At 60.0% G+C, this 18,053-nt stretch carries 17 protein-coding genes; 6 read left to right on the forward strand and 11 right to left on the reverse strand.

The window, feature by feature from the left end; genetic code table 11:
- Positions 1 to 27: 27 nt before the first annotated feature.
- Positions 28 to 891: an MBL fold metallo-hydrolase gene (locus ACOYXJ_RS21065; RefSeq protein WP_460371274.1), complete on the reverse strand. Its 864-nt coding sequence runs from the start codon at positions 889 to 891 to the stop codon at positions 28 to 30.
- 92 nt (positions 892 to 983) lie between these two features.
- On the opposite strand from ACOYXJ_RS21065, the gene ACOYXJ_RS21070 reads away from it, so the two are divergent.
- The 3 genes from ACOYXJ_RS21070 to ACOYXJ_RS21080 all read left to right on the forward strand — a co-directional run bounded on the left by ACOYXJ_RS21070 (position 984) and on the right by ACOYXJ_RS21080 (position 3,545).
- On the forward strand, positions 984 to 1,325 hold the full coding sequence (locus ACOYXJ_RS21070; protein ID WP_007915092.1) for an ArsR/SmtB family transcription factor: 342 nt from the start codon (positions 984 to 986) through the stop codon (positions 1,323 to 1,325).
- A 165-nt stretch (positions 1,326 to 1,490) separates the two neighbouring features.
- On the forward strand, positions 1,491 to 2,735 hold the full coding sequence (locus ACOYXJ_RS21075; protein ID WP_460371275.1) for an NAD(P)/FAD-dependent oxidoreductase: 1,245 nt from the start codon (positions 1,491 to 1,493) through the stop codon (positions 2,733 to 2,735).
- A 9-nt stretch (positions 2,736 to 2,744) separates the two neighbouring features.
- Positions 2,745 to 3,545: a sulfite exporter TauE/SafE family protein gene (locus tag ACOYXJ_RS21080; RefSeq protein ID WP_460371276.1), complete on the forward strand. Its 801-nt coding sequence runs from the start codon at positions 2,745 to 2,747 to the stop codon at positions 3,543 to 3,545.
- Between the two features lie 49 nt (positions 3,546 to 3,594).
- Here ACOYXJ_RS21080 and ACOYXJ_RS21085 read toward each other — a convergent pair whose 3' ends face one another.
- The 6 genes from ACOYXJ_RS21085 to ACOYXJ_RS21110 form a co-directional block, all read right to left on the reverse strand.
- Positions 3,595 to 4,875: a TRAP transporter large permease gene (locus tag ACOYXJ_RS21085; RefSeq protein ID WP_102899273.1), complete on the reverse strand. Its 1,281-nt coding sequence runs from the start codon at positions 4,873 to 4,875 to the stop codon at positions 3,595 to 3,597.
- On the reverse strand, positions 4,875 to 5,402 hold the full coding sequence (locus ACOYXJ_RS21090; RefSeq protein WP_150650396.1) for a TRAP transporter small permease: 528 nt from the start codon (positions 5,400 to 5,402) through the stop codon (positions 4,875 to 4,877). Before ACOYXJ_RS21090 ends, ACOYXJ_RS21085 begins: the two co-directional genes overlap by 1 nt.
- A 76-nt stretch (positions 5,403 to 5,478) precedes the next feature.
- On the reverse strand, positions 5,479 to 6,450 hold the full coding sequence (locus ACOYXJ_RS21095; protein WP_095118327.1) for a TRAP transporter substrate-binding protein: 972 nt from the start codon (positions 6,448 to 6,450) through the stop codon (positions 5,479 to 5,481).
- Positions 6,451 to 6,514: 64 nt separating this feature from the next.
- Complete coding sequence (locus ACOYXJ_RS21100; RefSeq protein ID WP_460371277.1) at positions 6,515 to 7,408, reverse strand: SMP-30/gluconolactonase/LRE family protein; 894 nt, start codon at positions 7,406 to 7,408, stop codon at positions 6,515 to 6,517.
- A gap of 30 nt (positions 7,409 to 7,438) precedes the next feature.
- The gene (locus tag ACOYXJ_RS21105) at positions 7,439 to 8,263 is read right to left on the reverse strand and encodes an NAD-dependent epimerase/dehydratase family protein (protein WP_460371278.1); all 825 of its coding nucleotides are present in this window, start codon (positions 8,261 to 8,263) and stop codon (positions 7,439 to 7,441) included.
- A gap of 282 nt (positions 8,264 to 8,545) precedes the next feature.
- Complete coding sequence (locus ACOYXJ_RS21110) at positions 8,546 to 9,841, reverse strand: OprD family porin (RefSeq protein WP_460371279.1); 1,296 nt, start codon at positions 9,839 to 9,841, stop codon at positions 8,546 to 8,548.
- Between the two features lie 294 nt (positions 9,842 to 10,135).
- Here ACOYXJ_RS21110 and ACOYXJ_RS21115 point away from each other — a divergent pair, with 294 nt between their 5' ends.
- Complete coding sequence (locus ACOYXJ_RS21115; protein WP_460371280.1) at positions 10,136 to 11,791, forward strand: MFS transporter; 1,656 nt, start codon at positions 10,136 to 10,138, stop codon at positions 11,789 to 11,791.
- Entirely contained in the window at positions 11,788 to 12,930 is a 1,143-nt protein-coding gene (locus ACOYXJ_RS21120) for an HlyD family secretion protein (RefSeq protein ID WP_150793705.1), read from the forward strand. The genes ACOYXJ_RS21115 and ACOYXJ_RS21120 overlap by 4 nt, the downstream gene beginning before the upstream one ends.
- Before the next feature lie 115 nt (positions 12,931 to 13,045).
- Here ACOYXJ_RS21120 and copD read toward each other — a convergent pair whose 3' ends face one another.
- Positions 13,046 to 13,903, reverse strand: coding sequence for a copper homeostasis membrane protein CopD (gene copD / locus ACOYXJ_RS21125; RefSeq protein ID WP_460371281.1), 858 nt, complete (start codon positions 13,901 to 13,903; stop codon positions 13,046 to 13,048).
- A 3-nt stretch (positions 13,904 to 13,906) separates the two neighbouring features.
- On the reverse strand, positions 13,907 to 14,269 hold the full coding sequence (copC, locus tag ACOYXJ_RS21130) for a copper homeostasis periplasmic binding protein CopC (protein ID WP_460371282.1): 363 nt from the start codon (positions 14,267 to 14,269) through the stop codon (positions 13,907 to 13,909).
- A 139-nt stretch (positions 14,270 to 14,408) separates the two neighbouring features.
- Here copC and ACOYXJ_RS21135 point away from each other — a divergent pair, with 139 nt between their 5' ends.
- The gene (locus ACOYXJ_RS21135; RefSeq protein WP_007919317.1) at positions 14,409 to 15,029 is read left to right on the forward strand and encodes a TetR/AcrR family transcriptional regulator; all 621 of its coding nucleotides are present in this window, start codon (positions 14,409 to 14,411) and stop codon (positions 15,027 to 15,029) included.
- A 283-nt stretch (positions 15,030 to 15,312) separates the two neighbouring features.
- Here the strand turns inward: ACOYXJ_RS21135 and preA are convergent, their stop codons facing one another.
- Entirely contained in the window at positions 15,313 to 16,587 is a 1,275-nt protein-coding gene (gene preA / locus ACOYXJ_RS21140) for an NAD-dependent dihydropyrimidine dehydrogenase subunit PreA (protein WP_077573438.1), read from the reverse strand.
- Positions 16,588 to 17,955 (reverse strand): NAD(P)-dependent oxidoreductase, encoded by a 1,368-nt coding sequence (locus tag ACOYXJ_RS21145; protein WP_460371283.1) that lies wholly within the window; start codon positions 17,953 to 17,955, stop codon positions 16,588 to 16,590.
- Between the last annotated feature and the right edge of the window lie 98 nt (positions 17,956 to 18,053).

Here is an 18,053-nt window from a genome sequence, read left to right on the forward strand (position 1 = left end):
TCCGGCGACGTCCCGAGCGGTTTTTTCCTATAAGGAATTGAGCGGAATCTTCAGGTAAACCACGCCGTTTTCCTCCGCCGGTGGCAAATTCCCCGCCCGCACATTCACCTGAATCGCCGGCAGCAACAGCGTCGGCATGCCCAGCCCGGCATCACGTTTTGTACGCATCTCGACGAACGCCGCTTCATCGATCCCGTCATGCACATGAATATTGTTTTTGCGCTGCTCGCCGACCGTGCTCTGACACTGCGAGGCGCGACCCTCGGGCGGATAGTCGTGGCAAACGTAGAGTTTCACGCTGGCGGGGAAGGCCAGCAGTTTATGGATCGAAGCAAACAACTGATGGGCGTTGCCGCCGGGAAAGTCGCAACGCGCGGTGCCGACGTCCGGCATGAACAGCGTATCGCCCACCAGAATCTGCTCGCCATCGATCAAATAAGCCATGTCCGCCGGGGTGTGGCCGGGGACGTGCAGGGCCGTAGCCTTGAGATTGCCGATGCGGAATGATTCGTTCGGTGCAAACAGGTGATCGAACTGCGAGCCATCAACGCAGAACTCCGGCTCCAGATTGAACAGCGCCTTGAACACGTTCTGCACTTTGCTGATCGATTCACCGATAGCGATTTTCCCGCCCAGCTCCCGGCGCAGATAGGGCGCGGCGGACAGGTGATCGGCGTGGGCGTGGGTTTCCAGCAGCCACTGTACCTGCAGGCCGTGCGCGCGAACGAAGGCGATGATTTTGTCGGCCTGCACGGTGCAGGTGCGCCCGGCAGCACCGTCGTAATCGAGCACTGGATCGACGATTGCGCATTGCCCGCCGTCGGCTTCATAGACCACATAGCTGTAGGTCGAAGAGGCGGGGTCGAGGAACGATTCAATCTGCGCGGGCATGGACACCAACCTTGAACAAGGGAAATGGGTTGCAACACTTTATCTAAAAACATAATGTTCGCAGCTTAAGTGACCTTGAAGGCATCGTGCAAATGCAATCCAGTCTGACCGAATGTGAAGTCGCCCAACTCCGTGCTTCGGCCTCCAAGGCCTGCGCCTTGCTCAAGGCCATGGCCAATGAGGATCGCCTGCTGATCCTCTGTCAACTGACCCAGGGTGAGCGCAATGTCGGCGAACTGGAAAAGATGACCGGCGTGCGCCAGCCGACGCTGTCCCAGCAATTGGGCATCCTGCGCGATGAAGGGCTGGTCGCGACCCGTCGTGAAGGCAAATACATTTTCTACGGCCTTGCCAGTCCGGAAGTCATCCAGGTGATGAAAACCCTCTCCGGGCTCTATTGCGGCGCCGTGCTGAAAAGTCTGGGCCATCAATAAATGCCAGCCATGACACTATCCCATGTAGGCCTTCGCCTGCTCGCGATTGCGGTGTGTCAGCCACACATTCATTAACTGACACACCGCTATCGCGAGCAGGCTCACTCCTACAATGGATTTGTGTGAAGGCTGAGAAATCCTTGCGTGCAGCAAAAGGAACAAGCAATGAACGATCAACACTGGGGCCCATCCATCAGTGCAGACATCGTGGTCATCGGCGGCGGTACCGCCGGTATCGGTTTTGTCGCCAGTCTGCTCAAACGTGATCCGGCTCTGAAAGTTACCGTGATCGAACCCAGCGCCCAGCATTACTATCAACCGGCGTGGACGCTGGTCGGCGGTGGTGCCTACGACGTCAAAGACACCGCACGGCCGATGAACAAGGTCATGCCCAAGCAAGCAAACTGGCTGCAAGCGGCGGTCACTGCAATCGACCCGGACAAACGCCAACTCACCCTCAACGATCAACGCACGGTCGGCTACCAGAACCTGATTGTCTGTCCCGGCTTGCGTCTGGCCTGGGAGCAGATCGAAGGCTTGCAGGAAAGCCTCGGCCAGCATGGCGTCACCTCCAATTACAGCTATCAGCACGCGCAGTACACCTGGGATCAGGTGCAGAAACTGTGCGGCGGCAAAGCGCTGTTCACCCAACCGGCGATGCCGATCAAATGCGCCGGTGCGCCGCAAAAAGCGCTGTACCTGTCCTGCGATCACTGGCGTAAAAACGGTGCGCTGAACACCATCAATGTCGAATTCAACCTGGCCGGCGCCGCGCTGTTCGGCGTGGCGACGTTTGTTCCGCCGCTGATGAAGTACATCGAAAAATACAACGCGCAGTTGGCGTTCAACTCGAATCTGGTCAAGGTCGACGGCCCGGCGAAAACCGCGTGGTTCGAGATCAAGGATGCTGACGGCAACGTCACCCGTGTGGCGAAAACCTTCGATCTGCTGCACGTCGTGCCGCCGCAGATCTCGCCGGACTTCATCGCCCAAAGTCCTCTCTCCGATGCCGCCGGCTGGTGCGAAGTCAATCCGCACAGCCTGCAACATCCGCGTTATCCCGAGGTGTTTGCACTCGGTGATATCTGCGGCACCAGCAACGCGAAAACCGCCGCAGCGGTGCGCAAACAAGTGGTCGTGGTCGCGGAAAACCTGCTGGCCCTGCGCAAGCAACAACCACTGCCGCTGAAGTACGACGGTTATGGTTCCTGCCCGCTGACGGTGGAGAAGGGCAAGGTGATCCTCGCCGAATTCGGTTATGCCGGGAAGTTGCTGCCGACCTTTCCTGTGGACCCGACCGTGGCGCGGCGTTCGGCGTGGTTTCTAAAGGCAACCTTGCTGCCGTGGTTCTACTGGAACGGCATGCTCAAGGGCCGCGAGTGGCTGACTGGTCTGTCCAAGGTTGACTGAGAAAACCCTATGTTGCTGGCAAGTCTGTTTGGCGTGGTGATGGGGTTGGTCCTCGGCTTGACCGGGGCCGGCGGCGGGATTCTTGCGGTGCCGGCGCTGGTGCTTGGGTTGGGCTGGACGATGACCCAGGCAGCGCCGGTGGCGTTGTTTGCAGTCGGCAGTGCGGCGGCGGTCGGCGCGATCGATGGCCTGCGTCATGGCCTGGTGCGCTATCGTGCGGCGTTGTTGATTGCGGCGTTGGGCGCGGTGTTTTCGCCGTTGGGCATTTACTTCGCGCACCAGTTGTCGGAGAAAATCCTGATGGTCCTGTTCAGTCTGCTGATGGTCATGGTGGCCTGGCGCATGCTGCGCCGCGAGCGTCAGCAGGAAGGGCCGAGCGATCATGGCCACGCCAGTTGGGGCCAGAAGAATTGCATGCTCAATGAAGAAACCGGGCGCTTCGACTGGACCGCCAAATGCACGGCTACATTGGCGGCGCTGGGCGCAATTACCGGCGTGGTGTCCGGATTGCTCGGTGTCGGTGGCGGTTTTTTGATTGTGCCGGCGTTCAAGCAACTGACCGATGTGCAGATGCGCGGGATTGTCGCCACGTCATTGATGGTGATCAGCCTGATTTCGGCGATTGGCGTGATCGGCTCGTTTCACGCCGGTGTGCGGATTGACGGGCAGGGCGCGGCGTTCATCGTCGCCAGCATTGTCGGCATGATCATCGGCCGCAAGCTCTCTGCGCGGGTGCCGGCGCGGGCGTTGCAGGTGGGGTTTGCCAGTGTCTGTCTGGTGGTGGCGGGGTATATGTTGTTGCGGGCGTGAGGTTCTGAAGAAATCGCAGCCCATCAAGGGCTGCGATTTTTCTATCGGCTTACAACACCAAGTGCGGCAACCACAGCGACAGTGCCGGCACGTAAGTCACCAGCATCAACACCAGGAACAGCACGGCGTAGAACGGTAGCAACGCTTTAACAGTGCTTTCAATACTCACTTTGCCCACCGCCGAACCGACAAACAGCACCGCACCCACCGGCGGCGTTATCAATCCGATCCCGAGGTTCACCAGCATGATCATGCCGAACTGCACCGGATCGACGCCGATGCCGAGAATCACCGGCATCAGGATCGGCGTCAGGATCAGAATCAGCGGCGCCATGTCCATCACCGTGCCGAGCAACAGCAGCATGACGTTGATGCACATCAGGATCACGTAGCGGTTGTCCGAGAGGGTCAGGAACATCGTGGTGATCTTCGCCGGAATCTGCATCAGGGTCATGATGTAGCCGAAGCTCGCGGCGAAACCGATCAGGATCATCACAATCGAAATCGTCCGCACCGTGCGGTGCATCAGTTTCGGCAGTTCGCTCCACTTGTAGTCGCGGTAGATGAACATGGTCACGAAGAACGACCAGAGCACGGCGATGGCCGCCGATTCGGTAGCGGTGAAGATACCGGACAGGATGCCGCCGAGGATGATCACCATCGCCATGAGGCCCCAGAGGGCTTCGCCGACGATTTTCAACGCCTGGCGCATCGGGATCACTTCACCCTTCGGATAATTGCGCTTTCTCGCGAAAATCAGACACAGCACCATCAGGCAGGCGCTCATCAGCAAGCCCGGCACGATGCCCGCCATGAACAGCGAGGCAATCGAAACCGTGCCACCGGCGGCCAGGGAGTAGAGCACCGAGTTATGGCTTGGCGGAGTGAGCAGGGCTTGCACCGAACCGCTGACGGTCACGGCGGTGGAGAAATCCCGTGGATAGCCCTTGCGCTCCATTTCCGGAATCAGCACCGAACCCACCGACGCGGTGTCGGCCACCGACGAACCGGAGATCGCGCCGAAAAAAGTCGAGGCGACAATATTGACCAGTGACAGACCACCGCGGACAAAACCCACCAGCACCCCGGCACACGCCACCAAGCGACGGGACATGCCGCCCTCGGCCATGATCGCACCGGCCAGCACGAAGAACGGAATGGCCAGTAGCGAGAATTTGTTCACCCCCGAAGCGACCTGAATCATCACCGCCTGGAACGGAATGTCGATCCACCATGCACCGATCAGCGCGGCCGCGCCGAGCGCGTAGGCGACCGGCATGCCGATCAGGATCAAAGCGATAAAACTGCCCAGCAGTATCAGAGCGTCCATTAAGCGGCACCTTCACTTTCTTCAACCAGGTCGAACTGCACGACGCGCCGTTTGCTCTGGTCACCGAGCAAGAGTTTTTCCAGCACGAAAATCAGCGTCAGCAAGCCGCCCACGGGAATGGGCAAGTAGGTCACGCCAACGCGCAGATCGGGCAGGGCCGCCATGAACTGGTTCCAGGTGGACATGCACAGCTTGGCGCCCCAGATCGTCATGAAGATGCAGATCGCCGCCATCAGCAGCTGGGAAAAAATCGCCGCTGCGGATCTCACGTGCGCTGGCATGCGATCGGTGAGCATTGCCACGGCCATGTGCGCGCCGGCGCGGTAGCTGGCGGCGGCGCCGATGAAGGTAAACACCATCATCAGCAGAATCGCCGTGGGCTCGGGCCAGCTCGAACCGGTGCCCAGGACGTAGCGGGCGAACACGCCCCAGGGAATCATCAGGGAAATCGCCAGGACGGAAAGGCCGGCGACCCAGATGCACGTCATGTAGATCTTGTCGTTGATACGCAGCAGTAGATTCTTCATCGGGTTCCACCGTAACCGGGCGCGCCGCAGTCATCGGGCGCACCGGGCCTTGTTCATGAGGACGGAGCGGGAGGTGTTACTGAACGGCTTCGATTTTCTTGATCAGGTCGGCATACTTCGCGCCGTACTTTTCCCGCACCGGTGCGGTGGCGTCGTAGAAGGGTTTTTTGTCGACCTCGATGAACTCGACGCCGGCGGCTTTGAGTTTTTCTTCACTGGCAGCGGACTTCTTGTCCCACAGCACACGCTCTTCGGCCTGGGCAGCCTTGGCGGCTGTCTTGACCAGCGCCTGTTGATCCGGCGTCAGTTTTTCCCAAGTGATTTTCGACATCACGATCGGCTCTGGCAGGATCAGGTGACCCGTGAGGCTGTAGTACTTCGCATTCTGGAAGTGGTTGTGTTCGAGCAGGGTTGGCGGGTTGTTTTCCGCGCCGTCGATCACGCCGGTCTGCAGGGCACTGAAGATCTCGCCGGTGTCCATCGCGATACCGTTACCGCCCATGGCGTTCATCATGTCGATGAACATCGGGTTGCCTTGCACGCGAATTTTCATGCCCTTGAGGTCTTCGAGCTTGCGCACCGGTTTCTTGGTGTAGACGTTGCGCGTGCCGCCGTCCATCCAGGCCAGGGCCACCAGGCCGAACTCAGAGTTGGTGATTTTGTCGAGGATCTCGTCGCCCACTGCGCCGTCGATGACGTTACGCATGTGTTGGTGATCGCGGAAGATGAACGGCATGTTGAACACGTTCACGTCCGGAACCACGGGGCCGACGATACCCAGGCTGACGCGAGACAGCTGTACGGCGCCGACTTGCATCTGCTCGATGACTTCCTTTTCGGAGCCCAGCACACCGCCGGGGAAGTATTGGAAGGTCAGTTCGCCGTTGGTCTCCTTGGTCAGGGTCTTGCCCATGTTTTCTTCGGCCACCACGGTTGGGTAGCCGGCGGGGTGAATGTCAGCGAATTTGAGTTGCAGTGCCTGAGCGGCGCCAGTGAAGGTAAACATCAGCGGGAGTGCAGCGGCCAGCAAGGTGCGTTTGAAGTTCATGGGGGTGAGTCTCCAGTCTTGTTATTGTTGTGTTCAAGGCGCAGCGGTGCAGCAGAGGCGGGTGTTACAGAAAATCGTCGAACAGCGGTTCCGGCAGGCCTTTGACGTTGGGATTCAGGGCGAACACGCCGCCGGCCAGGGATTGCGGATCGTGGTCGTCGCCGGGACGAATCGAGGTGACGAACAAGGTGTCCATCCGGGCTCCACCGAAGGCGCACATGGTCGGTTTTTTCACCGGCACGGCCAGCGAGAAGTCGAGTCGGCCGTCCGGCGCGAAACGGTGGATGAGGCCGGCGTCGTTGGCGCAGATCCAGTAGAAGCCTTCGGCGTCCACGGCCGCGCCATCGGGGCGGCCGGGGAAGTGGTTCATGTCGACGAAGACGCGGCGGTTCGACGGCGTGCCGGTCTCGGTGTCGTAATCGAACGCCCAGATCAGTTGCACATCGGGGTGCGAATCGGACAGGTACATCGTCTTGCCGTCGGGGCTGAAACCGAGGCCGTTGGGCACGATGAAGCCGTCGAGTTGCGCTTCAATCACGCCAGACTGCCCGGCGCCGTAGCGGTAGAGCCGACCTTCGGCTGCGTTCAGGCCCATGTTCAACACCATGCTGCCGGCCCAGAAGCGGCCCTGGCGATCACAACGACCATCGTTGAGGCGCATGTCTTTGCGGCCGTGCTCGACGCTGGCAAGTTGCTCGCTGTCGAGGCTGCCGTCGCTGTGCGGGTGCAGATGAAAGAAGCCGCTTTCCATGCCGGCAACCCAGCCGCCACGGCTGTGGCGGGCGATGCAGGCGAGCATTTCCGGGGTTTTCCAGGCATGCACATGGCCGCTCTCGGCGCTCCAGCGTTGCAGGCCGCCGTTGGGAATATCCACCCAGTACAGCGCGTTTTCCTCTGCCACCCAGACCGGGCTTTCGCCCACGGCGTTGCGGGCATCGACGATCAATTCGGCTTGCATACTCATTCCTTTGCGTCGTTGTCAGAGTGATCAGTCGCCGAACGGTCCGGCCGCGACAAACGCGCCGCCCTGATAGATCCGCGCCGGGTCATCGACGGCTGGCATTGGCTGTGCTTCGACCTTTTCGCGGAACACTTCGGAGCTGTCCTTCGCCTCGAAGCCGAGGTGGCTGGCGAATTTGTTGTCCCACCAGACGTCCTTGTTGGCGGACATGCCGTAGACCACGGTGTGGCCAACGTTGGGCGTGTACAGCGCGCGTTCGAGCAATTGCGTGAGGTCGTCGAAGCTCAGCCAGGTGTGCATCATTCGGCGGTTCTGCGGCTCGGGGAACGATGAGCCGATGCGGATGCTGACGGTTTCGATGCCGTAGCGATCGAAGTAGAAACTGGCCATGTCTTCGCCGTAGGACTTGGACAAGCCGTAGTAACCGTCGGGGCGCCGTGCGGAGCTGGCGTCGAGCGGTTCGTCCTGTTTGTAAAAGCCGATGACGTGGTTGGAGCTGGCGAAGATCACCCGCTTCACGCCATGCCGGCGCGCCGCTTCGTAGATGTGATACACGCCGCAGATGTTGGCGCCGAGGATTTCTTCGAAGGGTCGCTCGACGGAGACGCCGCCGAAATGCAGGATCGCATCGACACCTTCGACCAGTTGATGCACGGCGTGTTTGTCGGCCAGATCGCAAGGGACGATTTCTTCGCGATCATCGACGGCCGGGGCAATGGCGGCAATGTCCGACAGGCGCAGGACATTGGCATAAGGGCGCATACGTTCGCGCAGAACTTTGCCCAGACCACCGGCAGCGCCGGTCAGCAGCAGGCGGTTGAACGGGGCGCGGGGAGTGGAGGTAGATGTCATGGCAATCCCTTACACGATTGTTATTAGGTTTGTTGTAGGTTGTCGTATGACTGCGCTGAAGTATCGGTAGGGTTTCCGGAACTTGTCAACGCGACTTTTGGTGTAGATGACGGAAGGCCTGGCCTCTTTTCAATCACCACAGTTCTGTATTTGCAATGCAATCCCCTGTGGGAGCGAGCCTGCTCGCGAAAGCGGTGTGTCATTTAGAATTGATGTCGACTGACACGCCGCCTTCGCGAGCAGGCTCGCTCCCACAGGGGAACTCGGTGTGGCGCCCGGTGGTTACAACAACGAAATCGGATAACTGATAAAGATCCGGTTTTCATCAAACTCGTTGGTGCTGAAGTCCCTGCGTATCGTTGCGTTGCGCCATTTCACGTTGAGATTTTTCAGTGGCCCGCTCTGCACGGTGTAGGCCAGTTCCGACTCGCGGCCCCATTCCTTGCCGTCATTGGTGGTGGCGGTGTGCACGTTGTCGCCGCTGATGTAGCGGTTCATCAGGGTCAGACCGGGAACGCCGAGAACGACGAAGTTGTAGTCATGGCGCAACTGCCAGGAACGTTCCTTGGCGTTGTCATAACTGGCGTTGTAACTGTCGTTGGCGAGGGTGCCGCCGCTGGTGCCGTTGACCCGCATCCAGGCGTCGTCGCCGCTGAGTTTTTGCAGGCCGACATAGAACGTGTTGCCGCCGTATTTGGCCGAAAGCAGAGCGAACGCAGTCTTGTTGTCGAGGTCGCCGGCCTGGGCGCTGCCGTCTTCCTTGCCGGTGAAGAAACCGAGGTTGGCGCCCAGCGTCCAGTCGCCCACAGGCTGGCTGTGGCTGAGGTTGAAATACTGCTGCTGGTAGATGTCCGTGAGTTCGGCGTACCAGACACCAACCTGCGTGCGCTTGTCGTTGAAGCTGTACTCGCCGCCGCCGAAGTTGAAGCGATCGGAAGTGAACGCGCCACGGCCGTTCATCGACATGTCTTCCATGCTCGCGTCGTTGCGCGGGCTGTTGCCACGGAACTGCCCGCCGTAGACGGTCAAGCCATTGATCTCGGTGGAAGTGATCTGGCCGCCGCGAAAGGTCTGCGGCAGTGAGCGGCCATCATCGGAACGCAGGATCGGCAGCACTGGCATCCACTCGCCGACCTTCAATTCAGTCTTCGACACCTTGGCTTTCAGCGCCACGCCGAGCCGTCCGAAATTGTCGGCCGGGCGCCCGTCATCGTGGATCGGCAGCAGTTGCGTACCGCCTGTGCCTTTGCCGCCATCGAGCTTCTGCGAATACATTCCCAGCAGATCAATGCCGAAACCGACGGTGCCCTGAGTGAAGCCGGATTTGGCGTCGAGGATAAAGTTCTGCGTCCACTCCTCAGCCTTGCCCTGCGGGTTGGCCGGGTTGACGAAGTTGCGATTGAAGTAGGCGTTACGCAAGTTCAGCGTGGCTTTGCTGTCGTCGAGAAAACCTTCGGCTTCGGCGCTCATCGGCAAGGCGAGGGCGAGGCTGCTGCAGCCGATCAGACTTAAAGCGGTACGCGGGCGGGTGACGGAAAGACGGGAAGGGCGGACGGAACTGCAGACGAGTGTGCTCACTGTGACGCTCCCTGTTTCGTTTGTTGTTTTTATTATTTGTTATACGTCGTCGTACAACGTGGGTGCGGATATTTCCTAGGTTTTACGGGAATGTCAACAGCAAGTTATGCGATGACTCCGACCATCACACAGAACCCTTGTGGGAGCGAGCCTGCTCGCGAATACGGATTTTCATCCGACAAAGTTGTCGACTGACACACCGCATTCGCGAGCAGGCTCGCTCCCACAAGGGGGAAAGTGTTTTAACCGTGAATTTGCGGCAAACTTCACCCACTCTCCGCACAAGGCCTTTCCATGGATCAATACGCCCCGCGCAACTGGCAGCCCCACGAAAAGCCCAGTCTGCCCGGTTCTCCCTCGACGCCGTTGCACTCCACCCCCAAGCGCCTGGCCTATGCGCTGGTCGGCGTACTGGTGGCGGTGACCGGTGGCTTGGGCAACTCGCTGGTGGTGGCCAACCTGCCTTATCTGCAAGGTGCACTCGGCGCGACCACGGCGGAAATGGCCTGGTTACCGGCGGCGTACGTGATGACCAACGTGTCGATGAACCTGCTGCTGGTGAAGTTTCGCCAGCAGTTCGGTTTGCGTGCATTCACCGAGGTGTTTCTGGTGCTGTATGCGCTGGTGACCTTCGCCCATCTGTTCGTCAATGACCTCAATTCGGCGGTGGCGGTGCGCGCGGCCCACGGCATGGTCGGCGCGGCGCTCAGCTCGCTGGGCCTGTATTACATGGTCCAGGCCTTCCCGGCGAAGTGGCGGCTGAAGGCGCTGGTGCTCGGCCTCGGCACGTCACAACTGGCGCTGCCATTGGCGCGATTGTTTTCCGAAGACTTGCTGCAGATCGCCGAATGGCGCGGCTTGTACCTGTTCGAATTGGGCATGGCGTTACTGTCGCTAGGCTGCGTATTGCTGCTCAAATTACCGCCCGGCGACCGCTTCAAAACCTTCGAAAAGCTCGACTTTCTCACCTTCGCCATTCTCGCCACGGGTGTGGCGTTGTTGTGCGCGGTGTTGTCGCTGGGGCGGATCGATTGGTGGTTGGAGGCCGACTGGATCGGCTATGCGTTGGCTGCTTCGATTGCCTTGATCATCGCCGGTCTGGCGATCGAACATAACCGCAGCAACCCGCTGCTGATGACCCGTTGGCTGGGCAGCGGGACGATGATCCGGCTGGCGCTGGCGGTGACCCTGATTCGCATGGTCACCTCGGAGCAGTCCACCGGTGCGGTCGGTTTCATGCAGAACCTGAACATGGGCTACGAGCAGTTGCACAGCCTTTATGTGGTGATGCTGATCGGCAGCGTCGCGGGTTTGGTGACCAGCGCACTGACGATCGACCCCAAGCACCTGCTGATGCCGTTGATTATCTCGCTGGGTCTGATGGCCACCGGGTCGGTGATGGACAGCTTTTCCAACAACCTGACCCGCCCGCAAAATCTTTACTTCAGTCAGTTTCTGCTGGCGTTCGGCAGCACGTTTTTCCTTGGCCCGACCATGGTTTTCGGCACGCGCAACGTGCTGACCAATCCGCGCAATCTGGTGAGTTTTTCCGTGCTGTTCGGGATCTGCAATAACCTCGGCGGCCTGCTCGGTGCGGCACTTCTGGGCACTTTTCAGATCGTCCGGGAAAAATTTCATTCCAGTCAAATCGTTGAGCACCTGACGCTGTCTGACCCTTTGGTGGCCGCGCGCGTACAGAGCGGCGGCTCGGCGTACGGTTCGCTGTTGGCCGACCCGAGTCTGCGCAACCTTGCGGGGATTCGCAGCCTGGCCAATGCTGCCACCCGCGAGGCCAACGTGCTGGCCTATAACGATGTATTCATGCTGATCGCCGTGATTGCGGTGTTGACCATGATCTGGCTGTCCATTCGTGCGCTGTGGTTGATGAGCACCACCAAAGCCGTCGCCCCAGCGTCATCCACACCTTCCAGCGGTGCCACTTCTTCATGACCGAACCGACCACCACGACCACCAATGCCATCGCTGCCACGCCCGAGGGTGAGGCGCCGCCGTCATCGCCAAACACCGCGCCACGTTCGCTGCGGGTGCGGATCATCTCTTCAATGGGCTTCGCGGCGATTGCCATCGTCGGTGTGTTGATCGTGTTGTATGCCTGGCAATTGCCGCCGTTCAGCAGTGCGGTCGAAACCACCGAAAACGCGTTGGTGCGCGGGCAGGTGACGATCATCGGCCCGCAACTCGCCGGTTACGTCTATGAAGTGCCGGTACAGGATTTCCAGTACGTGAAGGCCGGCGATTTGCTGGTGCGTCTGGATGATCGCATCTATCAGCAACGCCTCGATCAGTCACTGGCACAACTGGCGGTGCAGAAGGCCGCATTGGCTAATGTGGTGCAGCAACGCAACAGCGCCGAGGCGACGATCAAATTGCGCCAAGCCGTACAGGCCGACAGCGAAGCGCAGTTGCGCAAAAGCGAGGCCGATCTTCGTCGTAACCAGGAATTGGTGCGCGACGGTTCGGTGTCGAAGCGCGAGATGGACGTCGCGCTGGCGGCGAATGCGCAAAGCATTGCGGCGGTCGCGCAAGCCAAGGCCAATCTGGAAATTGCCCGTCAGGATCTGCAAACGGTGATCGTCAATCGCGGCTCGCTGGAAGCGGCAGTGGCCAGCGCCGAAGCGGCGGTGCAACTGGCGCGGATCGATCTGTCGAACACCCGCATCGTCGCGCCGCGTGACGGTCAGCTTGGGCAGATCGGCGTGCGCCTCGGCGCCTACGTCAACTCCGGGGCGCAGTTGATGGCGTTGGTGCCGAACCAGAAATGGGTGATCGCCAACATGAAGGAAACCCAGATGGACAACGTGCGCGTCGGGCAACCGGTGCGCTTCACTGTCGATGCGCTGAACCACCGCAAATTCACTGGGCATGTGCAGCATATTTCGCCAGGGACTGGTTCTGAGTTTGCGTTGTTGCAGGCGGATAACGCGACCGGCAACTTTGTGAAAATTGCTCAGCGGGTGCCGGTGCGGATCACCATCGATCCGGATCAGCAGGAAGAGGAACGGTTGCGGCCGGGGATGTCGGTGGTGGTCAGCATCGACACCGCAGCGGGCGATACACAACCCCACTGACACAATGCATAACCCTGTGGGAGCGAGCCTGCTCGCGAAAGCGTCGTATCAGTCACATTTCTTTATCTGACACACCGCTTTCGCGAGCAGGCTCGCTCCCACATTTGAACGGTGTTTATCCAGCGATCATCGGCGGCAGGGTGCCCAGCAGTGAAACCGCCGCCACCGCGCCAATGCCGAGCAGCCATTCGAGCATCACACTGCGCCTGAGCGCGCCCATCCGCTGCTCGCAATCCTCAACCCGCAAGCGGTTGAACAGCGCCAAGCCAAGCATCCCCAGCACGATCATCGCCTTGATCAACAGAATCAAGGCAAACCCGCTGAACAATGGCGTCGGCCACCACTGGCCGGTCAGTACGCGGACGTTAATCAAACCCGTAATCAGCAACCCCGCGACCAAGACATAACCGACCCCGCTGAAACGCCGCAAAATCGCCGGCATCGGCTCCGTCGGCTGACGCAAAATCAGCACCAGCACCAACAACCCGCCCAACCACGCCGCCACGCAGGTCAGATGCACAATCTGGTTGAGAATCAGCAATTGCCCGCTCACGCCATCGAGCATGGCGCCATGCCCGACCGGTGCCAGGGTCGCCAGCAACAACGCGCTCACGCCCAATCGCAATGGCATATTCGAACGCCAAGGCGTAAATAACAGCGCCAACAGCACAGCATTGATCAGCAGATGCCAACGCCACACCTGACCAAAAAACGTATGGCCCAGCACCAGCGCAACCGTGTCCGGATCAAACGCCGCCGCTGCCGAACCGGCCATGCTCGCGGTGATCAACAGCGCCCAGGCAATCCCGCTGAGCAGCGCCACCGCAGCCAGCCAACGCGCCAGTCGCGCCAGGTGCCGATCCACTTGCGGCGCTTCATCCTTGAGCAGCAACGGCCTGAACAGCCAGGCCCCGAACAGCATCAACACCACGATGAAATGCACAAAGCGACACAGCACCAGCGCTTCACTCATGAATTACTGACCAACCTTGAACTGATAAGCGCCTTCGCTTTTGTGCGTGTCGACCGACACCGCGTGCCATTCGACTTTGTACTCGCCAGCGGTCATCGGAGCAGCAGGGGTGACGATCAGGGTTTTCTTGTCGCCTTCGGTGGTCAGCGCCTTGACCGCGACCGGTGCGCCATCCTTGGTCACGGTGACTTTGGTGAAACTGGCTTCAACGCCTTCGGAAAAGGTCAGGCGCAAATCGGCCGGTGCTGTGACAGTGCTGTCGGCAGCCGGGGTCTGGCTTTTCAGATGGGCGTGGGCAAATACGGAAGATGCGGCGAACAGCGAAGCGAGCAGGGCAGTGGTGGTCAGGACGTTCTTGAGCAGCATCGCGGATACCTCTGAGGCAGGATCGAAGAGGCATCAGTTTAGCCATCCGCTCACGTCAGTACGAAGTTTTGTTTGCAGCGGTCGCCCCCGGACCAGAGCGGATGCTAGTCTTGGGCAACGCTGTTGTCAGGGAGCCCTCATGGGCAATCACAAGATCGAGATTCGTCGCAATAACGTCGAGAAAATCCTCCTGGCGGCGGAAAAAGTCTTCGCCGAAAAAGGCTTCGGCGGCACCGCCATGGCCGACATCGCCGCTGAAGTGCAACTGCCGCGTTCCAACCTGCATTACTACTTCTCAACCAAGAGCGAGCTGTACAGCGCGGTGCTGTTCGACCTGCTGGAAGTATGGAAGCAGGACGCGCTGTGCTTCGAAATGTTCGACGATCCGCGTGTGGTGCTGAGCAGCTATATCCGCGCCAAGATGAATCACTCGCGCAGTCGTCCGTATGGTTCGAAAGTCTGGGCCAACGAGATCATTCACGGCGCGCCAACCTTGGGCGAGGCGCTGGATGTCAGCCTGTATGACTGGGCGAAAATGAAGGAAGCGAAGATTCGGCAGTGGGTCGAGGACAAACGGATTCTGCCGGTGGAGCCGTCGAGTCTGCTGTACATGATCTGGGCGTCGACCCAGCATTACGCCGACTTTGATCATCAGGTGAATATTCTGAATGAGCATCAGCCGTTGTCGGACATGCAGTTCGAGCGGGCGGTGCAGACGGTGACGAGTGTGATCTTGCGTGGGATCGGGTTGGAGCCCTAGAAGCAGACCCTCACCCCAGCCCTCTCCCGGAGGGAGAGGGGGCCGACCGAGGTGTCTTGTGAGGTACATCGACCTGAAAAATCCAGTCGAATATGGATTCAAGGCAGTCCTTGCCAGTTCATGTATCGATTATGGATTCAAAGCAGTTCGTGCCTGTGCATGCATCGATTTTGGATTCAAAGCAAATCGTTCACGTCGGTGGATTTCTGAAGCATCCCCCGATCAGTCCCCTCTCCCTATGGGAGAGGGTTAGGGTGAGGGCCCTTCAGGATCAGCCCCCAATTCAGACCGCAACGTGATACGGATTGCGCGGATCATGATTCCAGTCCAGAAACGGCTTGCCAGTCTCCATCGGCACCATCTCGATGCAATCCGCCACCGGGCAAGTGATCTGGCACAAGTTACAACCCACACACTCCTCATCAATCACTTCATATTTATGCGTGCCGTCCGCCTGCTTCAGACTGCCGATCGCCTGGTGTGACGTGTCCTCGCAAGCAATGTGACAACGCCCGCAACCAATGCATGCGTCCTGGTCAATTTTGGCGATCACCTGATAGTTGATATCGAGGTACTTCCAGTCCGTGGTATTGCCCACCGCACGCCCGGAAAACTCGGCAATGTTGGCGTAACCCTGACTGTCCATCCACCGCGACAACCCATCCTTCATCTCCTCGACAATGCGGAAACCATGCAGCATCGCCGCGGTGCACACCTGCACTGCGCCGCTGCCCAGCGCCATGAATTCCGCCGCATCGCGCCAACTGCCAATGCCGCCAATACCACAGATTGGCAAGCCCTGGGTCTGTGGATCGCGGGCAATCTCGGCAACCATGTTCAGCGCGATCGGCTTCACCGCCGAGCCGCAGTAACCGCCGTGGGTGCTTTTGCTGCCGACGGTGGGCAAGGCGACCATGTGCTCCAGATCGACACTGGTGATCGAGTTGATCGTATTGATCAGCGACACCGCGTCCGCGCCACCACGATGAGCCGCGCGGGCGGCGACACGGATGTCGGTGATGTTCGGCGTCAGTTTGACGATCACCGGCAGCGAGCAATAGGTCTTGCACCAGCGCGTCACCTGCTCGACGTACTCCGGCACCTGACCGACCGCCGCGCCCATACCACGTTCGGGCATGCCGTGCGGGCAACCGAAGTTCAATTCGATGCCGTCAGCACCGGTGGCTTCCACCAGCGGCAGAATGTGTTTCCACGACTCCTCGACGCACGGCACCATCAGCGAAACGATCAGCGCGCGATCCGGCCAGTCCTTCTTCACCTGAGTGATTTCGCGCAGGTTGATTTCCAGCGAACGGTCGGTGATCAGCTCGATGTTGTTGATGCCGAGCACTTCGCGATTGTTGCCGTAATGCGCTGAGTAGCGCGACGACACATTGACCGCTGCCGGGTCCTCCCCAAGGGTTTTCCACACCACGCCACCCCAGCCCGCTTCGAAAGCGCGAACCACGTTGTAGGCCTTGTCAGTCGGCGGCGCGGAGGCCAGCCAGAACGGATTCGGCGCTTTGATGCCAGCGAAGACAATCGACAGATCGGCCATTTACGCAGCCTCCACGTTAAGCATCAGTTGAGCGTTGATCGCCTCGGCGGCGCGTTTGCCGTGCTGCACGGCTTGCACGGTGAGGTCCTGATCGAGGCTGGTGCAGTCACCGCCGGCATACACGCCGGGGATGCTGGTGCGCAGGTTTTCATCGACCTGAATGCGTTCGCCCTGACGCTTGAGTTCACGGGCCAGCGGGTCGGCGAGGGCACTGCCGTCGAAGGCCTGGCCGATGGCTTTGAAGATTGCATCGGCGGCCAGCTCGAAGGTTTCGCCGGTGGTTTGCAGGCGACCGTCGACCAGATCGGTGCGAGCGAAACGCATGCCACGCACATGGCCCTGATCGTCGAGCAGCACCTCTTCCGGTTGCGCCCAGGTCAGCAGGCGTACCTGATTGGCTTTGGCGATGTCTTGCTCATGGCCGGTGGCGCCCATGTCCGCCGCGCCACGGCGATACACCAGATTCACATCACGGGCACCGAGGCGGGCCATTTGCACGGCCATGTCGATCGCCGTGTTGCCGGCGCCGAGGACGATGCAGCGTTCGGCCAGCGGCAGTTGCGTGAGGTCATCGGCCTGGCGTAGTTCGCGAATGTAGTCGGTGGCGGCGAGCAGGCCCGGGGCATCTTCGTGAAGCAGGCCGAGTTGCTTGCTGGCGCTGAGGCCAAGGCCGAGGAACACCGCGTCGAACTGTTGATGCAGTTCGCTCAGCGTCAGATTCTCGCCGAGCTTCTGCCCGTGACGAATCTCGATGCCGCCAATCTCCAGGAGAAAATCCAGTTCCTTCTGCGCGTAGTCGTCGACCAGTTTGTACTTGGCGATCCCGTATTCGTTGAGACCGCCAGCCTTCTCCCGTGCTTCGAAAATCACCACGTCGTGACCGTGCATGGCGCTGCGGTGAGCGCAGGACAAACCGGCCGGCCCGGCACCGACCACGGCGATGCGTTTGCCGCTGGCGGCGGCACGCTGGAACGGGTGCTCGGTGAAATGCGCATTGTCCACGGCGTAGCGTTGCAACAGGCCGATCAGCACCGGCGCGCATTCCTGAGCGTTGTTGCGCACGCAGGCTTGCTGGCAAAGGATTTCGGTCGGACAGACTCGTGCGCAACTGCCGCCAAGGATGTTCGCCGAGAGGATTTTCTGCGCCGCACCGGGGACGTTGTCCTGATGAATGTTGCGGATGAACGAGGGGATGTCGATTTCGCTCGGGCACGCATTCACGCACGGTGCGTCGTAGCAATACAGGCAGCGCGAGGCTTCCAGATGCGCCTGCCGGTCATTGAGCGGCGGCGCCAGATCGGTGAAATGCCCGGCGAGGGCGGCCGCGCTTTCGTGCGGGTGGGGGAGATGGTTCAGGGTCTCGATCACGGTTTATGGCCTCACGGTTATTTGAGGTGCTGCCTCTGATGGGCATTGGTTTTTGTGTTGCCTGGACTGGCCTCTTCGCGAGCAGGCTCGCTCCCACA

The sequence above is a fragment of the Pseudomonas sp. Tul2A7 genome (assembly GCF_054790505.1).